The 12,003-nt window shown below is 58.3% G+C and carries 8 protein-coding genes; 3 read left to right on the top strand and 5 right to left on the bottom strand.

What is annotated here, in order from left to right; genetic code table 11:
* Positions 1–43: 43 nt before the first annotated feature.
* Positions 44–3,148: a type III restriction-modification system endonuclease gene (locus A3224_RS16135; protein ID WP_067157021.1), complete on the top strand. Its 3,105-nt coding sequence runs from the start codon at positions 44–46 to the stop codon at positions 3,146–3,148.
* 241 nt (positions 3,149–3,389) lie between these two features.
* Here A3224_RS16135 and fghA read toward each other — a convergent pair whose 3' ends face one another.
* Together fghA and A3224_RS16125 are read right to left on the bottom strand one after the other, a co-directional pair.
* Positions 3,390–4,229, bottom strand: coding sequence for an S-formylglutathione hydrolase (gene fghA, locus A3224_RS16130; RefSeq protein ID WP_067157018.1), 840 nt, complete (start codon positions 4,227–4,229; stop codon positions 3,390–3,392).
* Positions 4,230–4,285: 56 nt separating this feature from the next.
* Positions 4,286–5,413 carry an S-(hydroxymethyl)glutathione dehydrogenase/class III alcohol dehydrogenase gene (locus A3224_RS16125; protein ID WP_067157015.1) on the bottom strand — a complete coding sequence of 376 codons (1,128 nt, stop codon included), beginning with the start codon at positions 5,411–5,413 and terminating at the stop codon, positions 4,286–4,288.
* A 159-nt stretch (positions 5,414–5,572) separates the two neighbouring features.
* Between A3224_RS16125 and A3224_RS16120 the strand changes: the two genes are divergently transcribed.
* Positions 5,573–6,466: a LysR family transcriptional regulator gene (locus A3224_RS16120; RefSeq protein WP_067157012.1), complete on the top strand. Its 894-nt coding sequence runs from the start codon at positions 5,573–5,575 to the stop codon at positions 6,464–6,466.
* A 112-nt stretch (positions 6,467–6,578) separates the two neighbouring features.
* Positions 6,579–7,382 (top strand): class II aldolase/adducin family protein, encoded by an 804-nt coding sequence (locus A3224_RS16115; protein WP_407939258.1) that lies wholly within the window; start codon positions 6,579–6,581, stop codon positions 7,380–7,382.
* A 34-nt stretch (positions 7,383–7,416) separates the two neighbouring features.
* Here A3224_RS16115 and A3224_RS16110 read toward each other — a convergent pair whose 3' ends face one another.
* From A3224_RS16110 to A3224_RS16100, 3 genes are all read right to left on the bottom strand, one after another.
* Entirely contained in the window at positions 7,417–8,865 is a 1,449-nt protein-coding gene (locus A3224_RS16110; RefSeq protein ID WP_067157009.1) for an amidohydrolase family protein, read from the bottom strand.
* 147 nt (positions 8,866–9,012) lie between these two features.
* Positions 9,013–10,071 (bottom strand): helix-turn-helix domain-containing protein, encoded by a 1,059-nt coding sequence (locus tag A3224_RS16105; RefSeq protein WP_067157006.1) that lies wholly within the window; start codon positions 10,069–10,071, stop codon positions 9,013–9,015.
* A 48-nt stretch (positions 10,072–10,119) separates the two neighbouring features.
* Positions 10,120–11,970 carry a monovalent cation:proton antiporter-2 (CPA2) family protein gene (locus tag A3224_RS16100; protein ID WP_067157003.1) on the bottom strand — a complete coding sequence of 617 codons (1,851 nt, stop codon included), beginning with the start codon at positions 11,968–11,970 and terminating at the stop codon, positions 10,120–10,122.
* Positions 11,971–12,003: the final 33 nt, after the last annotated feature.

The following is a 12,003-nucleotide window of genomic DNA, read 5'->3' as shown; positions in this document are numbered from 1 at the left end:
TCTGCGGCAGGGGCTTGCAGAAATAAATGCAGAAAGGAATGCCATGAAGCTCAAATTCAAAACCCAGGCCTACCAGACCAATGCTGTTGAGTCCGTGGTGGACTGCTTTACCGGACAACCCAAACACGATGGCATTACCTACCGCATTGACCCGGGCAGCAAGCAGCAGAGGAGCGCCTATGAGGAAGGTTTCAAGAACACCGATCTGGCTCTGACCGAGGAGCAGCTGCTGGAGAACATTCAGAAGGTTCAGCGGCGCCAGAACCTGCCCGTGTCCAAAACACTGACAGACTTTACCACCGTCAACACCAAGGGAGTTCGGGTTCCGGTCAAGGCGGCTTACAAAAAGCAGGCACTGGCGGCAACACGATTGCATCTCGATATTGAGATGGAAACCGGTACCGGCAAAACCTACTGCTACATCAAGACCCTTTTCGAGATGAACAAGCGTTACGGCTGGAGTAAGTTCATTGTAGTGGTGCCCTCGATTGCCATCCGGGAAGGGGTTTACAAGTCACTGCAGATTACCGCAGACCACTTTGCCGAAGGCTATGGCAAGAAAGCTCGTTTCTTCATCTACAACTCTAAACGCCTGCATGAGCTGGAAAGCTTTTCATCGGATGCCGGAATCAACGTGATGGTGATGAATATCCAGGCGTTCAATGCGCGCGGCAAGGATAACCGCCGTATCTATGACGAGCTGGATGACTTCCAGTCACGCAAACCCATTGACGTGATTGCGGCCAACAAGCCGATACTGATTCTGGATGAACCCCAGAAGATGGAAGGCAAGGCAACACTGGAGGCTCTGCCTCGATTCAACCCGCTGATGATCCTGCGTTACTCAGCCACCCACAAAACCCAGCATAACCGTATTCACCGGCTGGACGCCCTGGATGCCTACAACCAGAAGCTGGTGAAGAAGATTGCAGTACGGGGCATTCAGACACGCGGATTGGCCGGGACCAATGCCTACCTGTATCTGGAAGGGATCGATATCTCAAAGAAAGCACCCGTTGCCCGTATAGAGCTTGAAGTGAAGCTGAAGTCTGGCGAGATCAAGCGACAGCTGCGCCGCCTGGAGTACCGGGATGATCTGTTTGTGGTGTCCGGCGAGCTGGACCAGTATCGGGATGGTTTCACAATCAGCCAGATCGATTACAACAGTGATACGGTCGAATTTACCAATGGCGTCGTGTTGAAAGCTGGTGAAGCCATTGGCGACGTCTCCGAGCGTGATATCCGCCGAATTCAGATCAGAGAGACCATCAAGGCTCACCTGGATCGTGAGAAGCAGCTTTTCTCTCAGGGCATCAAGGTACTGTCGCTGTTCTTTATCGACGAGGTGGTCAAATACCGCGACTATGACCAGGAAGATGAGAAGGGTGAATATGCCCGTATTTTCGAGGAAGAGTACCAGCTACTGAAGAATGAATACCTGTCGGAACTGGCCATCGACAACGAGTCTTATCGCGGCTATCTGGAAAGCATTGATGTCAGCAAAACCCATAACGGCTACTTTTCTATCGACAAGAAGACCAAGCGCCTGAAGGACCCCAAAACAGGAGCCAGGGCCATTGACTCCGATGATGTGGACGCCTATGACCTGATTCTGAAGGACAAGGAGCGTCTGCTTTCGTTTGAAGAGCCGACCCGATTTCTGTTCTCCCACTCGGCACTACGCGAGGGTTGGGACAACCCCAATGTTTTCGTTATGTGCATGCTGAAGCACAGTGACAACACCATTTCACGCCGTCAGGAAGTGGGCCGCGGTTTGCGCTTGGCCGTCGATAGGCACGGTGACCGCATGGACCACCCTGCAGTGGTGCATGACATCAACGTGCTGACGATAGTGGCCAGCGAAAGCTACAAGGATTTTGTGGCCGGCTTGCAGCAGGAGATCACAGACACACTGACGGCACGGCCTCGCCAGGCAAATGAAGACTTCTTCACCGGCAAGGTGCTGAATACGCCGGATGGTGAGATTGAAGTCACCGCCGTCATGGCCAAGCAGATCTACCGCTACCTGCTGAAGAACGATTACACCGACGATGCGGATCATATCGCTGACCTCTACCATCAGGCCAAAGAGCAGGGGAACCTGGCCCCGTTGCCGGACGAACTTCAGCCCTATGCCGATCAGGTATTTGAGCTGATCGACAGCGTATTCAGTGACGCCCAGCTGCCGAAACCGGAAGACGGCCGCAAGCCGAAAACCAACCCACTCAACGCCAACTTCAACAAAAAGGAATTCCAGGCGCTTTGGGATCGAATCAATCGTAAAGCGGTATACAAGGTTGATTTTGATTCCGATGAATTGGTCCGCAAGTGCATTAAAGCATTGGACACGCAGCTGCGGGTAACACCGCTGCAGTACACTGTGCACAGGGGTATTCAGCGAGATGGACTCACTGACGATCAGCTGCATAAAGGGGAGGGCTTCAAGATTGAAGAAACAGCGACTGAGTACGGTAATTCCATCCATTCCATGGTCAAGTACGACCTGCTGGGCAAGGTAGCGGAAAACACTCAGCTGACTCGACAAACCACGGCGGCAATACTACAAGGCATCCAATCTGCAGTATTCAAGCAGTTCCAGCAAAACCCGGAGCATTTTATTTCCGAAGCCAGCCGCCTGATCACCGAGCAAAAAGCTGCCATGATCATTGAACGCCTGGCTTATGATGAAATTGATGAGCGCTACGATGTCGATATCTTCACGGCCAACCAGACTGGCCAGGATTTCTCACGGGCTTCAGCCAAACTGAAAAATCATGTCTACGACTATGCCATTACGGATTCAGCTGTAGAACGTGAATTTGTCAAAGAGCTGGATACTAGCAGTGAAGTGGTGGTGTATGCCAAGCTGCCAAAAGGCTTCCTTATCCCCACTCCGGTGGGCGACTACAACCCGGACTGGGCGATCTCTTTCCGTAACGGCAGCGTACGCCATATCTACTTTGTGGCTGAAACGAAAGGCACAATGTCTTCCTTGAAGCTGCGTGGGATAGAAAAAACCAAAATCGAGTGTGCGAGGAAGTACTTCAAAGAGGTTAGTCAGAAAATTACCGAAGACAAGGTGAAGTACGATGTGGTGACGGACTATGCCAAATTGATGGACCTGGTCGGATTAAAGGCAACGGCCTGAGCCCCCTGTCTTGTTGAAACCAACCAACCTGGCTGATCTTTGCTCCAAATTTGGCGCCAAGTCTTCGACGGGATTTCTCATACCTTGGCAATGCGGAAATCTCAGTTTGAATACAAGGCGCTAAAGCGAGAATAAATTCTCAGAGCAATCGAGAAGTGAGACTGCTCTGCGTTAAGCTTGGCGAAGTGCTCGTAGCATAAAAAACGAAGTTATATTTCCATCTATACTCCTCCGCTAGCCTTCACTGCTCCAGATACAGCGCATGAAACCGCAGCTGCTGCTCAATAAAACTGGCGATAAAGTAATAGCTGTGGTCATACCCCGGATGTCGGTTGAGCTGCAGGGGGTAGCCGCTGGCTTCGGCGGCGGCTTCCAGGGCCTGGGGTTTGAGCTGTTCGTGTAAAAACTCGTCCGCTTCGCCGATATCGACCCGTGCTGGCACTTTGGCGGTCGCGCTGCGCATCAGCAGGCTGGCGTCGTAGTCTTTCCACTTGCTCGTGTCTTCGCCCAGATAGGCGCTGAAGGCCTTTTGTCCCCAGGGGCAGTCCACCGGGTTGGCGATGGGGCTGAAGGCGGAAACCGAGGTGTAGCGTTCCGGGTTGCGCAGGGCCAGTACCAGGGCGCCGTGGCCGCCCATGGAGTGGCCGGCGATGGCGCGTTTGTCACTGACCGGGAAGCTGGCTTCGATCAGCTGCGGCAGCTCCTGCAGCACATAGTCGTACATGTGATAGTGGCGGTTCCAGGGGGCCTGGGTGGCGTTGACGTAGAAGCCGGCGCCCTGGCCCAGGTCGTAGCCTTCGTCATCGGCCACCGCCTTGCCCCTGGGGCTGGTGTCCGGAGCCACTATGGCGATGCCCAGTTCGGCGGCGATGCGGTGGGCGCCCGCCTTTTGCATAAAGTTTTCGTCGGTGCAGGTCAGCCCGGATAGCCAATAGAGCACGGGCACCTTTTCGCCTTGTGCGGTTTGCGGCGGCAGGTAGATGGCGAAACGCATGGGGCAGTTGAGCGTCCCGGCGTGGTGTCTGTACTGCTTGTGCCAGCCGTCGAAGCTTTTGTGGCTGCTCAGGTTCTCTATGGACATGGTGCCTCCGGTCAGCGATACCCCCGCCGCGTGACACGGCAGCGGGGGCGGTGCGGTTACTTGTCGAAGTGGATCACGGAGCGGATGCTTTCGCCCTTGTGCATCAACTCGAAGGCGTCATTGATCTGCTCCAGGCCCATGGTGTGGGTGATGAAATCGTCCAGCTTGAACTCGCCTTTCATGTAGCGCTCCACATAGCCGGGCAGCTCCGAGCGACCCTTGACGCCGCCGAAGGCGGAGCCTTTCCACACGCGGCCGGTGACCAGCTGGAAGGGACGGGTGGAGATTTCCTGTCCGGCACCGGCGACACCGATAATTACCGACTCACCCCAGCCCTTATGGCAGCACTCGAGCGCCGAGCGCATAACATGGACGTTGCCGATACATTCAAAGGAGTAGTCCACGCCGCCGTCGGTCATCTCGATAATGACTTCCTGGATGGGCTTGTCGTAGTCGTTCGGGTTGACGCAGTCGGTGGCGCCGAGTTTGCGCGCCAGCTCGAATTTGCGCTCGTTGATATCGATAGCAATGATGCGTCCAGCCCTGGCCATGGTGGCGCCGATAATTGCCGACAGGCCGATGCCGCCCAGGCCGAAGATGGCCACAGTGGCGCCCTCCTCTACTTTGGCGGTATTCATCACCGCGCCCATGCCGGTGGTAACGCCACAGCCCAGCAGGCAGATTTCTTCCAGCGGTGCTTCCGGGTTCACCTTGGCCAGAGAGATTTCCGGCAGCACTGTGTATTCAGAGAAGGTGGAGCAACCCATGTAGTGATAGATGGGTTTGCCGTCTTTGAAGAAGCGGGTGGTGCCATCGGGCATCAGGCCCTTGCCCTGGGTCTCGCGGATCTTCTGGCACAGGTTGGTCTTGCCGGATTTGCAGAACTTGCACTCGCCACACTCGGGGGTGTACAGGGGAATCACGTGGTCGCCCACCGCGACGCTGGTGACGCCCTCGCCCACCGCCTCGACAATACCGCCGCCCTCGTGCCCCAAAATTGCCGGGAAGACACCCTCGGGATCATCTCCGGAAAGGGTGAAGGCATCCGTGTGGCAGACACCGGATGCGACCACGCGCACCAGCACCTCGCCGGCTTTCGGTGGCATCACGTCCACTTCTTCAATCGACAGCGGCTGTCCGGGTCCCCAGGCCACGGCGGCGCGGGATTTGATCATCTGAGTCATTGCGCATTCCTCTCCTGAAAGAAGTTGGCGGCACTGGCCGCGGGAATCGGGAGTGAGTATAGGTTGATACGAAGGTGAGATAATCTGGGGTTATATAAAATGACTTTTTCAGACTGGTAATAATTGCGGTTTGTTGCAGTGTGACCGCACGGAGGTTCTGTGTTGAGTTGGGAAGGTGTCAGTGAGTTTGTCGCCGTGGTTGAACAGGGAGGCTTTACCGTTGCGGCGAAGCGACTGGGCATTTCCACGGCTCAGGTCAGCCGCCAGGTCAGTGCCCTGGAGGCGCGACTGGCGACCAAGTTACTGTATAGAACCACGCGCCGGGTTACGGTCACCGAATTGGGACAGGTGTACTACCGCATGTGCCGCCAGGCGCTGGATGGACTGCAAGAGGCGGAGCTGGCGGTCACCAGCCAGCAGCAGGTGCCCAGGGGCAAATTGCGCATGACCGCGCCGGTGGCCTTCGGCGAGAAAACCCTGGCGCCACTGATCAACGACTTCACCATTCAGTATCCGGAGCTGGAGGTGGAGCTCTTTTTGACCAATCAGAAGCTGGACCTGGTGGCAGAGGGTTACGATCTTGCGATCCGTCTGGGGCAGTTGAAGGATTCCACGTTGATGGCACGGCGCCTCGCCTCCCGGACCTTGTATGTATGTGGAGCGCGCAGCTATCTAGCCACTTACGGGGAGCCGCACAGCCTGTCGGAGCTGGAACGGCACAACTGCCTGCGCGGGACACTGGATTACTGGCGTTTTGAGGAAGATGGCCGCGCTCGGGATATCCGTGTCGCGGGCAGTCTCCATTGCAACAGCGGCTGGGTACTGCTGGATGCGGCGCTCAAAGGGATAGGGCTGGTGCAGTTGCCGGACTTCTATGTGCTGCGCTATCTGCAATCCGGTGATCTGATTCCCGTATTGGAACGGTTCCGTCGTTCCGACGAGGGGGTTTGGGCTGTCTACCCGCAAAACCGCCATCTTTCGCCAAAAGTCAGATTGCTACTGGATTATTTCGTTGAGGCACTGTCTGTGCAGGATTCCGCTCCATCGGTCTGATTTTGTGGTGCGAATGCAAAGAAACAACGATGTCGGCGCCTTCTTGTGCTCAAAAGTCGAGCAGCGTGCTATAACGAGCTCTCGCCGCCAGCGAAGATGAGAGGAAAGACCCATGACCACCGCGGAAACCGCCACCACCAACGATGCGGTAATGAATGGTGACGTCAGTGTGATCTTCGGCGAGCCGTCGCAGCCCCCGGAGCAGGTGCGCGAGGAGCGCAAGAGAAAGCTCACCGCCGCTTTTCGCCTGTTCGGCAAGTTTGGATTCGACGAGGGGGTCGCCGGCCATATCACAGTGCGCGACCCGGAGCTGGAGGACCACTTCTGGGTCAACCCTATGGGGGTTTCCTTCAAGCTGCTGAAAATGTCGCAGCTGCTGCTGGTCAACCACAGGGGCGAAGTCGTCGAGGGAGACGGCTATCTGAACGGCGCCGCCTTTACCATCCACTCCCATATCCACCGCATGCGCCCAGATGTGGTGGCCGCGGCCCACGCCCACTCTCTTTACGGCAAGGCCTGGTCGTCCCTGGGGCGCCTGTTGGACCCGATCACCCAGGATTCCTGTGCTTTCTTCGGTGATCACGGCCTGCTGGACACCTTTTCCGGCGTGGTACTGGAAATGGGGGAAGGCGAAGCGCTGGCGCGCGCGCTGGGCAACAAGAAAGCGCTGATACTGCAGAACCATGGACTGCTGACTGTGGGTAAGTCGGTGGATGAGGCGGCCTGGTGGTATATCACCATGGAGCGGAGCTGTCAGGCACAGCTGTTGGCGGAGGCCGCCGGCGATCCGATCCTGATAGAACCGGAGGTAGCGATACGCACCCGCGCGGTGGTGGGCACGGAGCTGGCGGGGCTTTTCAGCTTTCAGCCGCTATATGATGTGATCTGCGCCGAACAGCCGGATATGTTCGAATAAGCCTCCATGGGTCTGTGCGCCCGGTGACGCTGTTTCAGTTGTTCGGCGGTATTAGGCGCACCATCAGATCCTCCAGTAGCCGCCCCAGGCTGGGATACCAGTGCGAGGTGCGGGTGGCACTGCGCTTGAATTCTTCCAACTTCGCTGCGTCCAGCCACTGGCCGTGCTTCACCACCGCCCAGGGTGTCTGCAGATGGGCAATATCCTCCAGGGGGCTGCGGCTGGTCACCACCAGATCCGCGTATTTGCCCGCATCGATGCTGCCATAGTCTTGTGTCAGTCCCATCGCCTGTGCCGGGTTCCAGGTCGCCGCGGCCAGGATGCGTGCCGGTGACAGGCCGGCGCGCTGCATCAGCTGCATCTCCTCGTGGGTGGACAGACCGGCGCTCATATACATGGTGCCGGCATCCGACCCCACCAGCAGCCGGATGCCGGCCCGGTCCAGTTCGGCGGTGATCCGCAGCAAAAAGTCCCGTTCCTTCAGGTTCCAGTCCGCCTCTTCGCGGCTGGCCTCCAGCCAGCGCTGCGCGCCGAAGACGTGGTTCAGAACGCAATAAAAGGGGTTCAGGCGGTCGATGGGCTGTGTGGACAGATAGCCCTGTTTTTTGTCACTCAGCTCGGTCAAGTGATTGAAGGTGGCCAGGGTCGGAGTGATATAGGGGTTTATGTCCTTGAGCTCGCGGATGACATCGGGCAGCGCCTCGGCGTCGAAGCGATATTGCAGTGGTCCCTGGAAGAGATCTTCCACATGCTCCAGAGACTGCAATCCCCGCAGTGCGGCGATGGGCAGGCGGGGACCGGCATGGGGGGCGTGTTTGGCCACCGGCATACCCAGCTGGCGGGCCTCGTCCAGCGCCGCCAGCAGAACGTCGTCGTCCAGGTAACCATAAAGCTTGACCAAGTCATACCCTTTGTCTCGGTAGTGGCGCACCAGAGCGCGCGCCTGTTCGGGGCGGGTGACCACCTCCTGCAGGGCGTGGGCGTAGTCCGGGCCATCCAGCGCGGGAGACGAAGTGTAGAGGGTGGCACCTAGCCACTGCCGCTCATTAATTTCCCGCCGCCAGCGCAGGTGCATGGGCAGTCCGCGCAGGTTTCGCACGCTGGTCACCCCGTAGGCCAGGTTCAGTACCAGCTCCTTGCGATCGTAGATGTGCACGTGCATATCGGTGAGGCCCGGCGATACATAGCGGCCTTCACCATCGATACGCACGGCGCCGCTTGGCGCCGGAGTGCCCGCCGGGCGCACGGCGTGAATGCGTGTACCGGAGATCAACAGCTGCTGGTCGCGGATCAGGGTACCGTGCCTGACGTCGACCAAGTGTACATTGTCCAGTGCGTACACCTGCAGGTGCGGCATTGGGGGCAGATCCTGTGGTTTGTCCAGCCAGGCGGCCGGTATCGCGGCCAGTAACAGTACGGCAAGCAATAGCAGTGCCGCCAGGGGCCAAAGCAGTATGCGGATAGCGAGGCGTTTCGGTGTCATTGCGGTGCGCTCCGTTGGATCGAAAAACGGAGCCACCTTAGCCGCGCGCGGTGTGTGCGGCGTTCCGGATCATGATTCCGCACCCGTTTCGGCCGGTTTCGGGGCGCCCGGCGTCAACTAAAGCGCATATTGTCGGGCAGTGGGCCCTCAGTTTTGGAGCTGCTTGATAAATTGGCTGGGTGTCATGCCGCAGTGCTGCCGGAAAGCTGTGTTGAAGGCGGTTTTGGAGTTAAATCCGGCATCCATGGCCAGTTGTAACAGGTTTTCTTGCGGCCGCTCTGGTTGCCGCAGCTGGGTGGTGACAAATTCCACCCGCAAGCCGTTGATGTAGTCGCTGAAACTCTGTCCGCCGCCTTGGTTGATCGCAGTGGAAACGTCCCGCACCACCAGTCCCGTCTTTTCGGCGACATCTTGTAACGACAGGCGCGGGGTCCGGAATAGCTGGTGCGAACGCACCGTGCGATCGATTTGCTCGAACAGCTGCTGCTCCAGCGCCCGTTGATCCACCGCTGGGGCGACCGGCTTTACCTGGCGCTCGAAGAAGTCCAACTGGTCGAACAGCGCCGGTTGGCGAATGGCCAGGTAGACCAGTGTTAGGAAGGTGCAAAAGTTCGCCAGCTGCTGCAGTAGATACCAGCTGTTGCGGAGGGTGTAGTCGAGATATGGCTGGCTGTTGACACGCACTGCGTCGGTGACAGCGAGCAGGGCGAAGGCCAACATAATGCCCAGCAGCCAGCGCAATTGGAGCGCCTCCGGGTCGGCGCGCATATTCCGCAGCGCGCGGTGATAGCGGCGTACCAGTAGGAAAGAGGCCACCCCGTAACCGACCAGGCTGACGGTACCCACCGCCAACACGGCCTGGGTGTAATGGGTAAACGGCAGTGCCAGCAGTGCTGGCAGTAGGTGCAAGCCCTCGCGCACCCGCCAGGGCTGGTGCGCAAACACCAGGTGACGGATAAACAGGTAAAACGTCGGGCCGGTCCAGAGGCTGAAGATGGGGGTGACCAAGTGTTGCTGGCGCCAGAAGCCGGTCTCCTCGGAGAAGTTGAAGGCCATCAGCAGTATTTCCTGCACGAGTAGCAGCGTCAGCCCCTTAAAGCGGGGCCGTTGCCACAGCAGCAGGCAGGAAAATGCCAGGGTGCTGATGACAATCAGCTCCAGCATATTGATTGGCCGCAGGGTATAGCTGGAGACGAGAAAGTCCATTGGTTTGGGAACTCTTGCCGGTGCGCCAGTCCGCTTGCAGGCAGGGGCCTACAGGCTCGGCTTGGGCTGATTTTCATCCCAGTGGTGGTCCAGGTGCAGATCTTTGTCCCGCCTGTCCTCCCGCAGTGCCTGTAACAGTTGTTCCCGGTAAATCTTGGTCTGTGCGATATGCTGGGATTCGTCGCGCCAGTATGGGAACAGTTTTTCCAACATGCGCTGGTCGTGCTGCTTGAACTTGCGCGCCGCGCGGGCGGCACGGAACTTGTTGAAACCGAGCAGTTGCAGGGCGCACTCGCCGATGGACAGCGCCGAATCCACTGTTTCGCGGAAGATGTATTTTACCCCCGCCTCCATCAGCGCGTACTGGTGCATGCGGTTGCGGGCCCGCGCCAGAATGGTCAGGTGCGGAAAGTGTTTCTGGATCTGCGCGACTATCTCCAGGCAGGCGGCCTGATCGCTCAGGGTGAGGATCACCAGCTTGGCGTTGTCGGCGCCCGCGGCGCGCAATAGATCCTGCCGGGAAGCGTCGCCGTAGTAGGCCTTGATGCCATAGCGCCGCACCAAATCCAGCTGTTCCGCGCTGCGCTCCAGCAGCGTGGTGCCGAACCCGCAGGCGTTCAACAGCCGCCCGGTGATCTGACCGAAGCGGCCGTAGCCGATAATGATCACCGGCGAGTCGCTCTCTAGCGGCACTTCCTCTTCCCGTGGTGTTTCGCTGGCTCCGCGTAGATAGCGCGGGCGAATCACCTCCTCATAGATCAGCAGCAGCACAGGCGTCAGTGCCATCGACAAGGCGATCACCGCAAGCAGCAGGTTGGCGGTTGTGTTGTCCAATACCTGCTGGCCGACGGCAAAGGACACGAGCACGAAGCCGAATTCACCCGCCTGTGCCAGGGACAGGGAAAACAGCCAGTCTTCCCCCCGCGACATTCCAACCATGCGGCCGAGCAGGTGGAGCACGGCAAACTTCACGCCCACCAGCAACAGCACCAGTCCCAGCAATAGCAGCGGATGTTGAATGATTAGATTGAAGTTCAGGTTGGCGCCCACGGCGATAAAGAAGAGCCCCAACAACAACCCCTTAAACGGCTGAATATCCGCTTCCAGCTCGTGGCGGAACTCGCTCTCCGCCAGCAGCACTCCCGCCAGGAAGGTGCCCAGGGCTGGCGACAGCTCCAGCCAGTGCATGGTGGCTGCCGCGGCGAGTACGATCAGCAGTGAAGTGACGGTGAACATTTCTCGCAGATCACTGCCCGCCACCAGGCGCAGCAGCGGCCCCAGCAGGTAACGACCAGCGGCGGCAAATGCGATCACTGTCCCGGCGAGGGCCAGGCCATAGCTCCAGCCGCTGAGCCCGGTGTGATCCTCCTCCGGCGGGTTGCCGGACAACAGCGGCAGCAAAGCCAAAATCGGTATCACCGCGATATCCTGGAACAGCAGCACGCCGAAGGCGCCGCGCCCCCCTTCCGTCTTGAGCAGCCCCTTCTCACTCAGGGACTGCAACACAATGGCGGTGGATGACAGTGCGAGTATCAAGCCGATAGCAACCGCACTGCGCCAGTCTTTGCCAAACAGCAGCAGCGCCAGCAGGCTGACCGCGGCAGCCGTCAGCAGCACCTGTGCGCTGCCCGTGCCGAGAATAGCGCCGCGCATCTTCCAGAGCTTTTTCGGTTGCAGCTCCAGGCCGATGAGAAACAGCATCAATGCCACACCGAATTCGGCCATATGCATTTCTTCACTGGCATCGCCCACCAGTCCCAGCACGTATGGACCTATGGCTACACCTGCGAGTAGATAGCCGAGAACAGAGCCCAACCCCAGGCGGGTGGCGATTGGTACAGCGATGACCGCTGCGGAGAGGTAAATGACGGCTTGTTGCAGAAACCCGGCTTCTTCCATAGAAAGTTATCTGTTGTTATCGGTGAAATGGTT

This window comes from Microbulbifer thermotolerans (genome assembly GCF_001617625.1).
Taxonomy (GTDB): domain Bacteria; phylum Pseudomonadota; class Gammaproteobacteria; order Pseudomonadales; family Cellvibrionaceae; genus Microbulbifer; species Microbulbifer thermotolerans.
Note: the sequence above shows the minus strand (reverse complement) of the source record. Positions and strands in the feature narration are given on the sequence as shown.

Excerpts from the sequence above, each read along its gene's own strand:
- A3224_RS16110 (WP_067157009.1), bottom strand. The coding sequence starts at position 8,865 with ATGACACCGAAACGCCTCGCTATCCGCATACTGCTTTGGCCCCTGGCG.
- A3224_RS16105 (WP_067157006.1), bottom strand. The coding sequence starts at position 10,071 with ATGGACTTTCTCGTCTCCAGCTATACCCTGCGGCCAATCAATATGCTG.
- A3224_RS16115 (WP_407939258.1), top strand. The coding sequence starts at position 6,579 with ATGACCACCGCGGAAACCGCCACCACCAACGATGCGGTAATGAATGGT.
- A3224_RS16135 (WP_067157021.1), top strand. The coding sequence starts at position 44 with ATGAAGCTCAAATTCAAAACCCAGGCCTACCAGACCAATGCTGTTGAG.
- A3224_RS16125 (WP_067157015.1), bottom strand. The coding sequence starts at position 5,413 with ATGACTCAGATGATCAAATCCCGCGCCGCCGTGGCCTGGGGACCCGGA.
- fghA (WP_067157018.1), bottom strand. The coding sequence starts at position 4,229 with ATGTCCATAGAGAACCTGAGCAGCCACAAAAGCTTCGACGGCTGGCAC.
- A3224_RS16100 (WP_067157003.1), bottom strand. The coding sequence starts at position 11,970 with ATGGAAGAAGCCGGGTTTCTGCAACAAGCCGTCATTTACCTCTCCGCA.